Source organism: Saccharopolyspora sp. ID03-671 (assembly GCF_045278815.1).
Classification (GTDB): Bacteria; Actinomycetota; Actinomycetes; order Mycobacteriales; family Pseudonocardiaceae; genus Saccharopolyspora; species Saccharopolyspora ipomoeae.
The window spans coordinates 4,576,598-4,592,121 of the sequence record NZ_CP134054.1 but is presented as its reverse complement, the minus strand read 5'-3'; the positions used below and the strand labels follow the sequence as shown (position 1 = coordinate 4,592,121).

Sequence of the window (15,524 nt, the reverse complement as noted above, 5' to 3'; positions counted from 1 at the left end):
GACCTAGATCGATGACGAAAACCCATTGGGGGGAATACTCTGGCAGTGGCACCGGCATAATGACACTGGGCCCGTGCCCGATGGCCGTGCCCGGTTCAACACCACACCCGGATTTTTCCCGGGTATGGCACCACCGACTGCGAACGACTGAGAGGGCATCCACATGGACCCGCGCCTCCGAGCCGACGAAGCACTTGCTCGCGCGCGGGCACGCGGCGCGTTCGTCGTCACACCGGACAACGCCACGTCGCCGATGGATGCGGCGAACACCGTGCGGATCCCGCGCGACATCGTCAACAGCGCGGTCGACAGCGACACGGACACCACCATGCTGCCGGCGGCGGGTCAACAGATGCCCGCCCCGAACCAGCAGCAGCCCCAGTTCCCCACCGCCGACCCGCACACCGGGTGGCCGACCGAGGACTACGGGCAATCGCAGCAGGCCCTGCCGCCCAATCCCTACCAGGCGCAGCGCAATCCGAACGAGTTCGGACCGCTGGGTTCGCAGCCCATGCAGCAGTACCCGCAGCAGTACTGATCAGGGATTTCTCACGGCGTCGCGGATCCGCGGCGCCGTTGTTCGTCTACGACCAGGTCAACGGGCCTGGATCTTGGCGCGCGCTGCGAGGCCGAGCTTGAGGGCGAGGCGCAGCGGCGCCCACTTCGGGCCCCGGTAGCGGTCGGCGAGGTAGCGGTAGGCGGAGCGGTGGTGCTCGGCGAGCATCCGCTTGGAGGCCTTCGACGTGGAGGCGCCGCCGATGTGCATGATCTCGGCGCTGGGCACGTAGACGTTGAGCCAGCCGGCGCGGCCCAGCCGGTCGCCGAGGTCGACGTCCTCGAAGTACATGAAGTAGCGCGGGTCGAAACCGTCGACGGAGTCGAAGGCCTCGCGGCGCACCAGCAGGCACGAACCCGACAGCCATCCGGCGGTGCGCTCGCTGCGCCCGGTCTCGGACTGCCGGTAGGCGCGCGACCAGGGGTTACCGGGCCAGATCTTGACGAACAGCGCGTGCCCGACACCGCGTCCGATCGACGGCAGCAGCCGCGCGGACGGGTAGACCTCCCCGGTCGGCTCGGTGATCAGCGGGCCGAACGCGCCGCCGCGCGGCCAGCGGCCGGCCGCCGCGATCAGCTCGTCGAGACTGCCCGAGCCCCACTCCAGGTCCGGGTTGGCGATGACGATCCAGCCGTACTCGGACCCGAGCGAGGCGACTCCGCGGTTGGCGCCGCCGCCGTATCCGAGGTTGCCGCCGGTGGGCACGAAGTCGACGTGGTCGTGCTGCTCCGCCGCCCGCTGCGGCGCACCGTCCTGCGAACCGTTGTCGGCGAGGACCACCCGGACCGGGCGTTGCGTGGCCTTGTCGAGGGTGTCGATGAAGCGCTGCAGCGTCTCGCCGGGCGAATAGGTCACGGTGACGACGGCGAGCTGATCGCCGTAGGTGCGCGCGTTGGTCACGCCGTCACATTCTGCTGCAACGCGGTCGCCGTGAGGTCAGCGGGTGCGGGCGTGGTGGGCCCGGGCGTAGGCCTCGCGGTGCTGGGTAGCGCAGGCTTCCCAGGTGAACTCCTTGGCACGCAGCTGAGCGGCGTTGGCGAGCGCGGCGCGGCGGGCCGGGTCGTCGAGGAGTTCCCGCAGCCCTGCGGCGATGTCGGTGGGGCGCACGCCGCAGTAGGCGACGGCGTCACCGCCGACCTCGGGCAGGCTCAGCCGACGGGTAGTCAGCACCGGTGCGCCGCAGGCCATCGCCTCCAGCACGGGAAGCCCGAACCCCTCGCCGAGGCTCGGGTAGGCGACGAGCCGCGCCCCGCCGAGGAATCCGGCGAGCTGGCCGAACGGCAGGTATCCGGCCCTGATCACCCGGATCCGGTGCGGCACCGACTCCAGCGCCCGCTCCACCTGCGTGTCCCAGCCGGGCTGACCGGCGAGGACCAGCGCAGGAGCATCAGCGCGCCTTCCCCGGCAGGCCTGGGTGAAACCGCGGATGAGCGCGGGGACGTTTTTGCGCGGTTCCAGCGCTCCGAGGAACGCGACGTAGGGCTGGTCGAAGAGGCCGAGGCGGTCGCGGACGACCTGGATCTCCTCGGGGGTCGGCGGGTGGAACCGGTCGGGGTCGACCCCGTGGTAGCTGACGGCCATCCGGTTGCGGTCGGCGCCGACGGTGCGCGCGAGCTCGGCGGCGGTGGCCTGGCTGGGCACCAGGCAGATCTCGGCCCGGCGCAGCGCACCTCGCGTCCAGGCCCGGAAGAAGCGGGCCTTGACCGGTGAGTGCACGCGGCGGTTGGTGAAGAAAGTGGCGTCGTGCAGGGTGACCACGGACGCGGCCGGGTTGGCCAGCGGTGTCGTGTAGTGCGGCGAGTGCAGCACGTTCACGCCGAGCCGCTTGACCAGCAGCGGCAGCGTCGTCTGCTCCCACGTCAACCGCGCGGTCCGGGTCGCCACGGCTTCGGCGGCGGGAACGATCCGCGCGCCGGGCGCGAGGGTCGCGTACAACCCGGCGTCGCGCGGCTGGCACGCCACGCTGACTCGCGCCCCGTCGGAATCGAGGGCGGCGAGCAGGGAATCGACGTACCGTCCGACGCCGCCGCGGTCCGCGGGCACCGCGGTCGCGTCGATCAGAACAGCCGGTTCGCCTCTGCGCACCAGAAGAGAGTACGGCGAAGCCACCCGCCCCCGTGCCCAGTACGGGAAAAACGTGCGGGCGCTTTCAGCCCCGCTGTGAGCAAGGGAACCTTCCTGTCATTCCGGCCGAGCCGAGGGCGCCTCGTCCCCCCGGCCGGGGTTCTCGCGGGCCGGGCCCTGATCGCACGGTGCCCTTCATGACGTGCGCAAGGGAACCTTTCAGTCACCGACGAGGTTTCGGTGGAGGTTCCAGATCTCGTGGGCGGTTCGTTCCCAGGTGAAGGTCGCAGCTCGGCGTTGGCCGGTTTCGGCGAGGTGGGCGCGGTGGTCGGGGTCGTCGGCGAGGCGGCGGAGCGCGGTGGCCAGGGCCGGTGGATCGGCTCGGGGGACCTCGACTCCCGCGCCGCCCGCGACCTCGGACAGGGCCGGGGCGTCGGCGTGGACGACCGGGACGCCGAGGGCCATCCCTTCCAGGAGCGGGAGGCCGAAGCCTTCCGCGAGGCTCGGGACGACCAGGGCCATCGCGCGGCGCAGCACCGCGGCGAGTTCGGCGTCGGTGACGTCGGTGAGCACCCGGAGACCGCGGTAGCCGAGCTCGTCGGCGAGGGCCGGCAGGTCGAGGTCGCCCCAGCCGGGGCGGCCGACGATCAGCAGCGGCAGGTCGGGGGCGTTCGGTTCGGCGAGGGCGCGGATGAGGTGCTGGTAGCCCTTGCGGGGTTCGACCGTGCCGATGGCCAGCAGGTACCGGTCGGGCAGGTCGAGGCGCGTCACCGGTGCGGGTTCGGCGAGCAGGTCGGGGCTCACGCCCTCGGCCAGCACCCGGGGCGGGGTGGTGAGCGGAACTCGACCTGCGAGGTCGTCGGCGACGGCCCGGGTGGGCACCACCAGGGCGTCGGCGTGCCGGGCGGCGCGGGTGATCATGCGGCGGTGCCAGGCGACTCCGCGCGGGGTGAGGGTTTCAGGATGGGTCCAGGGGACGGTGTCGTGGACCGTGACGACCAGGCCGCGCCCGCGCCGCCGGGGCGGGGCCAGCGGTGTCATCGCGTGCACGCTGTCGCCGCCCGGCCACAGCGGGACGCCGCGTTCCCACGCGGCGATGAGCGCTCGACGCGGCAGCGGCAGCACGCGCGGGCCCCGCACGCCCGGCACCCGGGCCTCGGCCGGGTCACCGGTGCGGCTGATCGCGCTGGTCAGCGTCCAGCCGTCGGGGGTTGTGGCGGCGAGGGCGCGCAGCAGTTCCCGGGTGTAGCGGCCGGTGCCGCCGGGGACCGGGGCCAGCAGCTGTTCGGCGAGGGCAACCAGCTCGGGCACGCGCTCAGCTTCGCACGCGCGGGGACACCGCAGGCGCGTGACGCTAAGTTTCCCGGGTGACATCCGAGGGAGTCCGCACCACGGTCGTCGTGATCACGTGGCGCGGGCGAGAGCACATCGACGCCTGCCTGGACGCGCTGGCCGCGCAGACTCGTCCACATCGGACGCTCGTGGTGGACAACGCCTCCGACGACGGCACCGCCGACCTGCTCGCCGCGCGCACCGGGGTCGAGGTGCTGCGCCTCCCCCGCAACCTCGGTTACGCGGGCGGGCTGGCCGCCGCGCTGCCCCGGGTGGACACGCCCTTCACGGCCTGGCTCAACGACGACGCCGCGCCCTCCCCGGACTGGCTGGAGGTGGTGGAAGGGAACCTTTCTGCCACCACCCGCGCCGCGGCGGCCTCCTCCGTGCTGCTGACACCGGACGGCGGGGTGCAGTCGACCGGGGTGCGGCTGACCTCCGACGGGCACGGGGCCGACGCCACCGGGCGCGGTGCGGTGTTCGGGTTCTGCGGTGGTGCTGCGCTGCTGCGCACCGACGTGCTGCGCGACGCGGGCGGTGTTCCGGCCGAGTTCTTCTGCTACTACGAGGACACCGACACCGCGTGGCGGCTGCGGCTGGCCGGTTTCGACGTGGTGCGCACCGAGGCGACGGCCGCGCACCTGCACGGGGCCAGCACCCGGCCCGGTTCGGTGCTGTTCCACCGCTGGAACGAGGGGAACCGCCTGCTCACCCTGCTGCGCTGCGCACCGGCGGGGGTGGCGCTGCGCGAGCTCGCGCGGTTCGCGGCCATCACGGCGCTGCTGCCGTGGCGGCGCCTGCCGCATCCCCCGCCGAACCTGCGGGCCGGTGTGCGGCTGCGGGTGCTGATGAAGGTCGCCTTCCTGCTGCCCTCGGCGCTGCGGGCGCGGTGGCGGATCGGGAAGCGGGCGAAAGTGTCCCGACGCGAGGTGTGGAAGACCTGGGCGGGGCGCTGAGTTCGGTTCAGCGCTGTGCAAGTGGGTTGTAAGCGACCTGCCCACACTTCGTGGGCATGACTACGAGTGGAGATCATCAGCGTTCGGTCGCGATCGTGGGGATGTCCTGCCGGCTTCCCGGTGCGACCGGCCCCGACCAGTTGTGGGAGCTGCTGCGCGCCGGTGTCGACGCGACCTCGGAGACGCCCGCCGAGCGCTACGACGCGGCGGCGCTGCGGTCCACCGGCGGCCCGGCCGCCTCGCGCGGCGGATTCGTCGAGGGCGTCGCCGATTTCGACGCCGAGTTCTTCGGCATGTCGGCGGCCGAGGCCACCGCGCTCGACCCGCAGCAGCGGCTGCTGCTGATGTGCGCGTGGGAGTCCCTGGAGGACGCCGGGATCGTCCCGGAGCACCTGCGCGGCACCCGAACCGGCGTGTTCGTGGGCAACTCCCGCGCGGACTTCCTCGAAACAGCACTTCAGCAAGGGCTTTCCTCGGCGACGGCGACGCAGTTGGGAAACGTTCGCTCACTGCTGGCGGCTCGCCTGTCGCACGTGCTGGACCTGCGGGGCCCGAGCGCGGTGGTCGACACGGCGTGCTCGTCGGCGTTGACCGCGGTGCACCAGGCGGTGCGGAGCCTGCGGTCCGGTGAGGTGCCGGTCGCGCTGGTGGCGGGGGTGAACCTGCCGCTGCGGCCCGACGAGGGCGTGATGATGTCGCACGCGGGAGCGCTGTCGCCGGACGGTCGCAGTCGTTTCGGCAGCGCCGACGCCGACGGCCACGCTCCCGCCGACGCGGTGGCGGTGATCGTCCTCAAACCGCTGGAAGCCGCGCTGGCCGACGGCGACCGGGTGCGGGCGGTGATCGCGGGCAGCGCGGTCGGCAACGACGGCGGCAGCAGCTCCTCGGTGCTCAACCCGTCGCTGGAGGGCCAGTTGGACGTGCTCCGCTGGGCGTACGAGGACGCGCGGATCGCACCGTCCGAGGTGGACTTCGTGGAGGCGCACGGGGCCGGTTCGCCGCTGCTGGACCCGCTGGAGCTCACGGCGCTGGGCCGGTGCATGGGAACCTTCCGCTCATCGCAGCGGCCGCTGCTGGTCGGGTCGGTGAAGTCCAATCTCGGGCACGCCGAGGCCGCGAGCGGGCTGGTCGGGTTGATGAAGGCCGCGTTGTGCTTGGAACGCAGGCAGGTTCCGGCGAGCCTGCACGCTGAGCTGCCGCGTCCCGACGTGGATTGGGCGGGGTTGTCGATCCCGCAGGAGATCACCGACATCCCGGAGCGGGCCGTGGCCGGGGTTTCGGCGCAGGGCTCGTCGTCGCTGAACGCGCACGTGGTGCTGCGCAGCGCCGAGCCGGCGCGGCGGGACGCCGATGACGGGACGCGGTGGCCGCTGGTGCTGTCGGCGCGCACGCCGGAGGCCTTGGCGGAGTTGACCCGCGCCTGCGCGGAGCACCTGGCCGGGCCGGGCGCGGCGTTCCCGGTGCGGGACCTGTGCCGCAGCGCCGCGCTGCGCCGCACCCGCTTCGAGCACCGCGCGGTGGTCATCGGTGCGACGCACCAGGAGCTGATCGAGGCGCTGCGCACCGGCAGCACCCCGGAGCTGGACCGGTTCCTGGGCGCGGAATCGGTGGATCGCGACGGGCTGTTCGGGCCAGGGGTGCACGCGCCGCTGCCGACCTACCCGTGGCGGACGCGCCGCTACTGGCCCGGCGACGAACCGGTCGACGGCGACGATCCCGCGGAGTGGCTGCTGGGCAAGCACGCGCGCACCGCGTTCGACCAGGACTCGACGCTGGCCGACATCGGCATCGATTCGCTGGCGAAGTTGCAGCTGATGGTGGAGGTGCAGCAGCGCACCGGTCGCGAGATCGACCCCGAGGAACTGGCGGCGCTGCGCACCGTGCGCGACCTGTGCCGCTGGGCGCGGGAGCTGACGGAGGTGTCCCGATGAACGTGCACACCTGGTTCGAGCGGGCCGCGCAGCGGTTCCCCGATCTGCCCGCGCTGGAGGTCGAGGGCGTCAGCCTCACCTACGCGGAGCTGCGCGAGCTCGTGGAGCGGTTGGCGGCGCGACTGCAGGCGGCGGGCGCGCCGCGGCGGGTCGGTCTGCTGGCGAACCGCTCGGTGCTGGCCTACGCCGGATACCTGGCGGTGCTGCGCTCCGGTGCGTCGGTGGTTCCCCTCAACCCGCAGCACCCGCCGGAGCGGATCCGCGAGCTGGTCTCCCGGACCGGGGTCGAGCTGCTGCTGGCGGAGGAGTCCCAGGCGGCGGATGAGTGGAAAGTTCCCATGCTCCGCGCCGGGCGGAACGAGCCCTTCGGGCGTGCGCGGGAGGTGGCGGTGGCGCCGGAGGACGTCGCCTACGTCATCTGCACGTCGGGGTCGACGGGGACGCCGAAGGCGGTGCCGATCTCGCACGGCAACGTGCAGGCGTACCTGGTGGAGGTCGCGGAGCGGTACGGGATCGGGCCGGGGAGCCGGGTGTCCGGGAACTTCGACCTGACCTTCGACGGGTCGGTGCACGATCTGTTCGTCACCCTCGGCCAGGGCGGGACGCTGGTGGTGCCGGCGGAGGGAGCTCTGCTGTCACCGGTGCGGACGATCAACGCGCTGGGGTTGACGCACTGGTTCTCGGTGCCGTCGCTGATCTCCTTCGCGGAGCGGCTCGGCACGCTGCGGCCGGGGGCGATGCCATCGTTGCGGTGCGCGATCTTCGGGGGCGAGGCGGTGCCGGTGGAGGCGCTGCGCGGGTGGAAGCGCGCGGCTCCGCAGGCCGAGATCGAGGTCCTGTACGGGCCGACGGAGCTGACGGTGGCCTGCACCGGGTACCGGTTCCCGGCCGAGGAGTCGGCGTGGCCGGTGACGCCGAACGGGGTGGCGCCGATCGGTGAGTGCTTCGGCTCGCTGGAGTTCCGGTTGCTCGATCCCGGTGGCAGGCCCGCCCAGCGGGGTGAGCTGTGCGTGCGGGGTCCGCAGCGGTTCGCCGGGTACCTCGACTCGGCCGACGACGCGGGACGTTTCGTCCCGGGCGGCTGGTACCGGACCGGGGATCTGGTGGCTGTGGAGGACGGGTTGCTGCTGCACCTGGGCCGCACGGATCAGCAGGTGAAGGTCCGCGGCCATCGCATCGAGCTGGGTGAGATCGAGGCCGCCCTCCGCTCGTTGCCGGGCGTGGCGGACGCGATCGTGCTGGCGGTGCCGACCGACGGCGAGCCGGAGCTGGCGGCCGCGGTCGGGGGTGACTGCGTGCCGGAGGCGTTGCACGCGGGTCTGCGGGATCGGCTCCCGCCGTACATGCTGCCGCGCCGGATCACGGTGCTGGACCGACTTCCGCTCAACGCCAACGGCAAGTTGGACCGCCGGGCGTTGCGCATCGAGCTGGAGGGGTGAGCGATGGGTTTCGACGCGATCGTCGTGGGGGCGCGCTGCGCGGGGTCGCCGACCGCGATGCTGCTGGCTCGGGCGGGGCACCGGGTGCTGCTGCTGGATCGGGGTGAGTTCCCGTCCGACACGATCTCCACCCACGTCATCCACCAGCCGGGGGTGGCGGCGCTGGCCCGCTGGGGGTTGTTGGAGGAGTTGCGGGCCACCGGGTGCCCGCCGCTGCGGCACTTCCGCTACCAGGTCGGGGACGTGCGGCTGGCGGGGTGCGGCCGGGGTGTGGCCGGGCAGCGGGCAGCGTTCGCGCCGCGCCGGTTCGTGCTCGACGACCTGCTGGCGCGGGCGGCGGTGGCCGCGGGCGCGGAGTTGCGGGAGAAGTGCCGGGTCACCGGGCTGCTGCGGGACGACAGCGGCCGGGTCGTGGGGGTGCGCGGCGAGCACCGGGGCGTGGAGTTCACCGAGCGGGCCGCGCTGGTGGTCGGCGCGGACGGGATGCGCTCGTCGGTGGCGGCGCACGCGGGCGCCGCGTTCACGACCTGGGACGAGCGGTTGACCTGCGCGTACTACTCGTACTGGACGGGGGTGCCTGCCGATCTGGAGATCTACGAGACGCCGGGCAGCTGGGTGGCGGCGACGCCGACGCACGGGCACGCGACGCTGGTGCTGACCTACTTCCCGCAGTCGCGGTTCCGCGCGGTGCGCGCCGATGCCCGTCGAGCGCACCTGGAGCGGGTTCGCGGCACCGCTCCCGAGCTGTTCGAGCGGCTTCGGGGTGGCGAGCAGGTGGAGAGGTTGCGCGGTTCCGGGGATCAGCAGAACTTCTTCCGGGAGGCGACGGGGCCGGGTTGGGTGCTGGTGGGTGATGCGGGGCACCACAAGGATTCGATCACCGCGCGCGGTATCAGCGACGCGTTCGGCCAGGCCGAGTCGCTGGCGCGGCACATCAGCGGCGAGCTGGATTCGCCGTCGCGGCTGGACGCGGCGTTGCGGGGCTTCGCCGCCGAGCGGGACGGGGCCCTGACCCCGGGGTACGGGGCGACGTTGTCGGTGGCGCGGATGATGCCGCCGAACGAGCACCGGATGGCGCTGCTGCGGGCGATCCAGCGGGACGAGGAGTTGACGTCGATCTACTTCGACGCGTTCGCGGGGGCCACCGACATCACGGCGCTGTACACGCCGCGGCTCCGGGAGCTGCTCGTCGAGGACATGGGGTGATCCCTGCCCGGGCGGTTCGGGGGAGAACTGTCCGCTGGTGACGCGGCCGCCCGGGCCGGGAACGGTGCTCGGCGACCGAATTGACCGAACACCCGGGCGGCTCGGGTGGGCGATGGTGCAGGCTTGGGGCGTGGTCGAACCGAACCTTCCTGCCCGTCGCCCCCTCGCCGGTCGTGTCCCTGCCGGTCGTGTCCGTGATCGTCGTCAACTACCGCGGCGCCGACGACACCATCACCTGCCTGCGCGCGGTGCGCGACGAGCTGGACTACCCGGCCGACAAGCTGGAGGTGCTGTGCGTCGACAACGCCTCCGGCGACGACTCCGCGCGGCGCATCCGCGAGGCGGTGCCGGAGGTGCGGCTGATCGAGTCCGCCACCAACACCGGTTTCGCGGGCGGCTGCAACCTGGCCGCCGCCGAGGCGTCCGGGCAGGTCCTGGCGTTCCTCAACAACGACGCCCGCCCGGACCGCGGCTGGGTGCGCTCCGCGGTGGAGGTGCTGCGCGCGGAACCGACCGTCGGCGCCGTGGCCAGCAAGGTCCTGGACTGGGACGGCAAGCGCATCGACTTCGTCGACGGCGGTCTCACCTGGTTCGGCATGGGCTACAAGCGGCACGCCGGTGAGCTCGACGACGGGTCGCACGACGCCGCCCGCGACGTGCTGTTCGGCACCGGATCGGCGCTGTTCGTGCGCTCCGAGCTGTTCACCGCGCTGGAGGGCTTCGACGAGCGCTTCTTCATGTTCTACGAGGACGTGGACCTGGGCTGGCGTCTGAACCTGCGCGGCTGGCGGGTCCGCTACGAGCCGAGGTCGCTGACGTTCCACCGCCATCACGCCTCGATGGCCGAGGTGTCGTCGTCGCGCGAGCACTACCTGCTGGAGCGCAACGCGCTGGCGGCGCTGTACAAGAACGTCTCCGACGAGACGCTGGCCCGGGCGCTGCCCGCGGCGATGGCGCTGGCGGTGCGGCGAGCGACCGCGCGCGGCGAGATCGACCCGACGCAGCTGGAGATCACCCGCCGCGGGGAGACCGAGGACGACGCGCCGGTTCCCGTCGACCGCTCCGCGCTGGCCGGGATGCTGGCCATCGACCAGTTCGTGGAACTCCTGCCGTCCCTGAAGGTCTCGCGGGAGCAGGAGCAGCGGGCGCGGGTGCGCACCGACACCGACCTGCTGCCGCTGATGCGCAAGGCGATGGAGCCCGCCTACCCGCTGCCCCGCTACCTGGCGGCGCACGACGCGCTGGTGGAGGCCTTCGAGCTGGACGAGGTGTTCGGCAGGCCCCGCAAGATCGTGGTGATCACCGGTGACGCGGTCAGCGAGCGGATGGCGGGCCCGGCGATCCGCGCCTGGCACATGGCCGAGGTGCTCGCCGCCGAGCACTCCGTCCGGCTGGTCAGCGTCAACGCGCGGGTGGACCCGCCGGAGTCGGACTTCGAGGTGGTGGCGGCCAAGCCGCGCGAGCTCGCCGAGCACGTCGAGTGGGCCGATGTCGTGGTGCTGCAGGGTCACGTGCTGGAGATGGTGCCGACGCTCAAGCGCGTCGACTCCACCAAGATCGTGGTCTGCGATGTCTACGACCCGATGCACCTGGAACTGCTGGAGCAGGGTCGCGACACCGACGACGAGCGCCGCGCGAAGGACCTCGCCGGGGTCACCGATGTGCTCAACGCGCAGCTGGAGCGGGGCGACTTCTTCCTGTGCGCTTCGGAGCGCCAGCGGCACTTCTGGCTCGGTCACCTCGCCTCGCTGGGCCGGTTGACGCCCGGGCTCTACGACTCCGATCCGACGGTGCGCTCGCTGCTGTCGGTGGTGCCGTTCGGGTTGCCGTCGGCGGCGCCGCGGCGCACCGCTCCCGCGATCAAGGGCACCCGGCCGGGCATCTCGGCCGACGACAAGGTCGTGCTGTGGGCGGGCGGGGTCTACAGCTGGTTCGACCCGCTGACGCTGCTGCGCGCGGTCGACCGGCTGGCGCAGCGGCGCAGCGACGTGCGGTTGTTCTTCCTGGGCATGAAGCACCCGAACCCGGACGTGCCGGAGATGGGCATGGCCGGGCAGACGCGGGCGCTGGCGCAACGTCTGGGCCTGACCGACAAGTTCGTGTTCTTCAACGAGACCTGGGTTCCCTACCAGGAGCGGCAGAACTTCCTGCTGGACGCCGATTGCGGTGTCACGACCCACTTCGAGCACGTGGAGACGACCTTCGCGTTCCGCACTCGGGTGCTGGACTACCTGTGGTCGGGGCTGCCGGTGATCACCACCGACGGCGACTCGTTCGCGGATCTGGTGCGCGCCGAGGGCATCGGCGTGGTGGTGCCGCCCGAGGACCCGGATGCGCTGGCCGACGCGTTGGAGAAGGTCCTCTACGACGCCGAGTTCGCCGCCGAGTGCCGTCGCCGGATCGAACCGGTGCGGGAGCGGTTCACCTGGGAGTCGGTGCTGGCGCCGCTGACGGCGTTCTGCCGCGATCCGCGCCCGGCCGCCGACCGGCTCAGCGCGTCCGCGCCGCTGGTGCGCGCGGCGCAGCCGGGCCGGGTGGAGTCGGTGCGCCGGGATCTGGCGCTGCTGCGGGAATATCTCGACGCCGGTGGCCCGGCGGAGGTCGCCAAGCGGGCGACCGGGCGGTTGCGGCGCCTGGCCGGGGAACGGCTTCGTGGCCGCTGACCTGCGCGTCCTGCTCGACGCCACGCCGCTGCTGGGCACGCGCACCGGGATCGGCCGGTACACGGCCTCGCTGGTGACCGCGCTGGCGTCCGATGTGGACGTTCGGTTGATCGGGTTCAGCGCGCGCGGCTGGCGCCGGTTGCGGGGCGGAGCTCCTGCCGGGACGCGCGTGGTGGGGCCGCCGGTTCCGGCGCGCGCGTTGCGGATGTTGTGGCGCGTTGGGCGCTTTCCACCGGTCGAGGTCCTGTCCGGACCGGTGGATGTGGTGCACGGGACGAACTTCGTGCTGCCGCCGTCGCTGCGCGCCGCGGGCGTCGTGACAGTCCACGACCTGGCGTTCCTCGACGACCCGTCGCTGGCGGAGCCGGATCTGCCCGCGCTGGTGCGGCTTTCGGCGCAGCGGGCGCGGGTGGTGTGCACGCCGACGGCGGCGGTGGCCGATCAGGTCGCCGAGCGCTTGGACGTCGCCCCGGAGAAGCTGGCGGTGACGCCGCTGGGCCTGGATCCCGAGTGGTTCTCGGCATCACCGGTCCGCGACGACCGGATTCCGCCGGAGTACCTGCTCTTCGTGGGCGCGGACGGGCCGCGCAAGGGTCTCGACGTGCTGCGCGCCGCGCTCGCACCGGATCTCCCGCCGCTGGTCATCGCCGGTCCGGGCGCTGCGGGCGAGGCCGACGGCGTGATCCGCACCGGCTACGTCTCAGAGGAGCGGCTGCGGTCGCTGGTGGCCGGGGCGAGCGCCCTGGTACTGCCCTCCCGCGACGAGGGATTCGGCCTCCCGGTCCTGGAGGCCCTGGCCTGCGGCGTCCCGGTGGTCTGCTCGGACGTCCCCGCGCTGCGCGAGGTTTCGGGCGGCCACGCGCACTTCGCCCCGGTCGACGACCCGGCCGCGCTGCGCGACGCCCTGCGTCAGGCCCTCACCGCTCCCCCGGATCCCGAAGCGGGACGCCGGCACGCCAAGACCTTCACCTGGGACCGCTGCGCCGCCCGCACCCGCGGGGCCTACCTCCGCGCCCTCGCCTAACCGCCGCTCCAACCCCGACCACTAGGAGGGAGGTTTTCATGAAAACTTCCCTCCCCCACGAAGTCCCACACCCACTGAACGGGGAGGTTTTCATGAAAACCTCCCCACCCACTGAACCCCCGCCAGGAACTCCGATGCCGATGTAGTTCCTGGTCACGGCACTTTCCGGGTCCAGTTCTCTTGCGGGTCGTCGCGACGTTCTCATGAAAACCTCCCCCACTCACGACGTCGCCGCCGAGGTTTCGGTGATCGGGGAAGTTTTCATGAGAACTGCGCATCATCCGGGGTGGAAGGCCTCGGGGTTGGTGGTGAGGGCTTGGTGGAGGGCCTCGTGCCACGGGCGGAGCGGGGTGAGGCCCGCGTCGTGCCAGGCGTCGCCGGAGAGGACCGAGTATGCGGGGCGCGGGGTCTTGGTCGGGTAGTCCGCGGTCGTGCAGGGGTTCACCCGCCGCGGGTCGAGTCCGAGCTCGGTGAAGATCGCGCGGGCGAACTCGAACCAGCTGGTGCTGCCGGTGTTGGTGCAGTGCAGGACCCGCTGCGACGGTCCGAGACCGGTCGCGACGGGTTCGGCCAGTTCCAGCAGTCCGGCCGCCAGGTCGGCGGCCCAGGTGGGTGACCCGATCTGGTCGTCCACGACGGACAGCTCGTCGCGCTGGGCGGCGAGCCGAGCCATGGTCTTGACGAAGTTGCCGCCGTGCGCGCCGTAGACCCACGCGGTGCGCACGATCCAGGCGCGCGCACCGGAGTCCAGCACCGCCTGCTCGCCGTCGAGCTTGGTGCGGCCGTAGACGGTGCGCGGCCCGGTGTCGTCGGTGGGCTCGTAGGGCCGGTCGGCGTCGCCGGGGAAGACGTAGTCGGTGGAGACGTGCAGCAGCGGCAGGTCGCTGTCGCGGCAGGCTTCGGCCAGCGCGGCCGGGCCCGCGACGTTGACCTGGTGGGCGCCGTCGGGGTCGGATTCGGCCGCGTCGACGGCGGTGTAGGCGGCGGTGTTGATCACCACCGGGTGCAGGTCGGTGTCGCGTGCGGCTTCGGCGAAGGCCTCGACGGCGTCGCGCACCTCCTCGCGATCGGTGATGTCGAGCTCCGCCGAACCCGGTGCGTGCACGAGGGTGCCGCGCCGGGAAGCGAGGATCGCCGACAGCTCCGAGCCGACCTGGCCCTTCCCGCCGGGCACCAGCACCGCCAGGCGGGTCACCGGGTCACCGCCGCGCGCTGCTTGAGCGGTTCCCACCAGGCCCGGTTCTGCCGGTACCAGGCGATGGTGTCGCGCAGGCCGGTCTCGAAGTCGACCTGCGGGGCGTAGCCGAGCTGCTCGGTGATCTTGGTGTGGTCGACCGAGTAGCGGCGGTCGTGGCCCTTGCGGTCGGCGACCTGCTCGACCATCGAGAAGTCCAGCCCGAACTCGGCGAGCAGCCGTTCGGTGAGTTCGCGGTTGGTCAGCTCGGTGCCGCCGCCGATGTTGTAGATCTCGCCCGGCGTCCCGGACTCGGCGACCAGCTGGATGCCGCGGCAGTGGTCGTCGACGTGCAGCCAGTCGCGCACGTTCATCCCGTCGCCGTAGAGGGGAACCTCGCGCCCGTCCATCAGGTTGGTGATGAACAGCGGCAGCACCTTCTCCGGGAACTGGTACGGGCCGTAGTTGTTCGAGCACCGCGTGATGCACACCGGCAACCCGTGGGTGCGCTGGTAGGCGCGCGCGAGGAGGTCGGAACCGGCTTTGGCGGCGGAATATGGCGAGTTCGGCTCGAGAAGATGATCTTCTGGCCACGAACCGGTATCGATCGTCCCGTAGACCTCGTCGGTGGAGACGTGGACGAACCGGCCGACGCCGGCGTCCAGCGCGGCCTGCAGCAGCGCGTTGGTACCCACCACGTTGGTCATCACGAAGGCGTCGGAGCCGGCGATGGAGCGGTCCACGTGGGTCTCGGCGGCGAAGTGCACGACGACGTCGACGCTGGTCATCAGGCCCGCGAGCAGGTCTCGATCGCAGATGTCGCCGCGCACGAACCGCAGTCTCGGATCGTCGGCGACCTCGGCCAGGTTGGCCTCGTTGCCCGCGTAGGTCAGCTTGTCGAGCACGACCACTTCGGCGTCGCCGAAGGCGGGGTAGGCCCCGCCGAGCAGCTGCCTGACGTAGTGCGAGCCGATGAAGCCGGCTCCACCGGTGACCAGAATCCGCATTCCGCCTCTTCCTCGTCCTGCGCGGGCAGTAGGCGCACCGCCCGCGATGGGCAGTCTGACATGCGCCGATGCCCGCCCGAATCGACTCCCAAGTTACGTACGGTTACGGCGCGACTTCACCCATATGAGTGAGGTCACCAGATTCCGAGGGACCCGTCATGGTTCGAGTGGA

Annotated in this window: 12 protein-coding genes; 7 read left to right on the top strand and 5 right to left on the bottom strand. The window is 72.2% G+C overall.

Annotated features, from left to right (window positions below):
* Nucleotides 1-163: 163 nt before the first annotated feature.
* Nucleotides 164-538 carry a hypothetical protein gene (locus REH65_RS21265; protein WP_406688808.1) on the top strand — a complete coding sequence of 125 codons (375 nt, stop codon included), beginning with the start codon at nt 164-166 and terminating at the stop codon, nt 536-538.
* A 57-nt stretch (nt 539-595) separates the two neighbouring features.
* On the opposite strand, the gene REH65_RS21260 is transcribed toward REH65_RS21265, so the two are convergent.
* The 3 genes from REH65_RS21260 to REH65_RS21250 all read right to left on the bottom strand — a co-directional run bounded on the left by REH65_RS21260 (nt 596) and on the right by REH65_RS21250 (nt 3,931).
* Complete coding sequence (locus tag REH65_RS21260; protein WP_406688807.1) at nt 596-1,456, bottom strand: glycosyltransferase family 2 protein; 861 nt, start codon at nt 1,454-1,456, stop codon at nt 596-598.
* 36 nt (nt 1,457-1,492) lie between these two features.
* Nucleotides 1,493-2,641, bottom strand: a complete 1,149-nt coding sequence (locus tag REH65_RS21255; RefSeq protein ID WP_406688806.1) for a glycosyltransferase family 4 protein — start codon at nt 2,639-2,641, stop codon at nt 1,493-1,495.
* 198 nt (nt 2,642-2,839) lie between these two features.
* Nucleotides 2,840-3,931 (bottom strand): glycosyltransferase family 4 protein, encoded by a 1,092-nt coding sequence (locus REH65_RS21250; RefSeq protein WP_406688805.1) that lies wholly within the window; start codon nt 3,929-3,931, stop codon nt 2,840-2,842.
* 56 nt (nt 3,932-3,987) lie between these two features.
* On the opposite strand from REH65_RS21250, the gene REH65_RS21245 reads away from it, so the two are divergent.
* The 6 genes from REH65_RS21245 to REH65_RS21220 all read left to right on the top strand — a co-directional run bounded on the left by REH65_RS21245 (nt 3,988) and on the right by REH65_RS21220 (nt 13,171).
* Nucleotides 3,988-4,908: a glycosyltransferase family 2 protein gene (locus REH65_RS21245; RefSeq protein WP_406688804.1), complete on the top strand. Its 921-nt coding sequence runs from the start codon at nt 3,988-3,990 to the stop codon at nt 4,906-4,908.
* A gap of 56 nt (nt 4,909-4,964) precedes the next feature.
* Complete coding sequence (locus tag REH65_RS21240; protein WP_406688803.1) at nt 4,965-6,839, top strand: beta-ketoacyl synthase N-terminal-like domain-containing protein; 1,875 nt, start codon at nt 4,965-4,967, stop codon at nt 6,837-6,839.
* Nucleotides 6,836-8,278 carry an AMP-binding protein gene (locus REH65_RS21235; protein ID WP_406688802.1) on the top strand — a complete coding sequence of 481 codons (1,443 nt, stop codon included), beginning with the start codon at nt 6,836-6,838 and terminating at the stop codon, nt 8,276-8,278. Before REH65_RS21240 ends, REH65_RS21235 begins: the two co-directional genes overlap by 4 nt.
* A 3-nt stretch (nt 8,279-8,281) precedes the next feature.
* The gene (locus tag REH65_RS21230) at nt 8,282-9,484 is read left to right on the top strand and encodes an FAD-dependent oxidoreductase (RefSeq protein WP_406688801.1); all 1,203 of its coding nucleotides are present in this window, start codon (nt 8,282-8,284) and stop codon (nt 9,482-9,484) included.
* 173 nt (nt 9,485-9,657) lie between these two features.
* Nucleotides 9,658-12,147, top strand: coding sequence for a glycosyltransferase (locus REH65_RS21225; RefSeq protein ID WP_406688800.1), 2,490 nt, complete (start codon nt 9,658-9,660; stop codon nt 12,145-12,147).
* On the top strand, nt 12,137-13,171 hold the full coding sequence (locus REH65_RS21220) for a glycosyltransferase family 4 protein (protein WP_406688799.1): 1,035 nt from the start codon (nt 12,137-12,139) through the stop codon (nt 13,169-13,171). Before REH65_RS21225 ends, REH65_RS21220 begins: the two co-directional genes overlap by 11 nt.
* Before the next feature lie 277 nt (nt 13,172-13,448).
* On the opposite strand, the gene rfbD is transcribed toward REH65_RS21220, so the two are convergent.
* Entirely contained in the window at nt 13,449-14,366 is a 918-nt protein-coding gene (gene rfbD, locus REH65_RS21215; protein WP_406688798.1) for a dTDP-4-dehydrorhamnose reductase, read from the bottom strand.
* Nucleotides 14,363-15,352, bottom strand: coding sequence for a dTDP-glucose 4,6-dehydratase (gene rfbB / locus REH65_RS21210; RefSeq protein WP_406688797.1), 990 nt, complete (start codon nt 15,350-15,352; stop codon nt 14,363-14,365). Before rfbB ends, rfbD begins: the two co-directional genes overlap by 4 nt.
* Nucleotides 15,353-15,524: the final 172 nt, after the last annotated feature.

Bases quoted from the DNA above. Each gene is read 5' to 3' on its own strand.
- REH65_RS21265 (WP_406688808.1), top strand. From the start codon at position 164: ATGGACCCGCGCCTCCGAGCCGACGAAGCACTTGCTCGCGCGCGGGCA.
- REH65_RS21240 (WP_406688803.1), top strand. From the start codon at position 4,965: ATGACTACGAGTGGAGATCATCAGCGTTCGGTCGCGATCGTGGGGATG.
- REH65_RS21235 (WP_406688802.1), top strand. From the start codon at position 6,836: ATGAACGTGCACACCTGGTTCGAGCGGGCCGCGCAGCGGTTCCCCGAT.
- REH65_RS21230 (WP_406688801.1), top strand. From the start codon at position 8,282: ATGGGTTTCGACGCGATCGTCGTGGGGGCGCGCTGCGCGGGGTCGCCG.
- rfbB (WP_406688797.1), bottom strand. From the start codon at position 15,352: ATGCGGATTCTGGTCACCGGTGGAGCCGGCTTCATCGGCTCGCACTAC.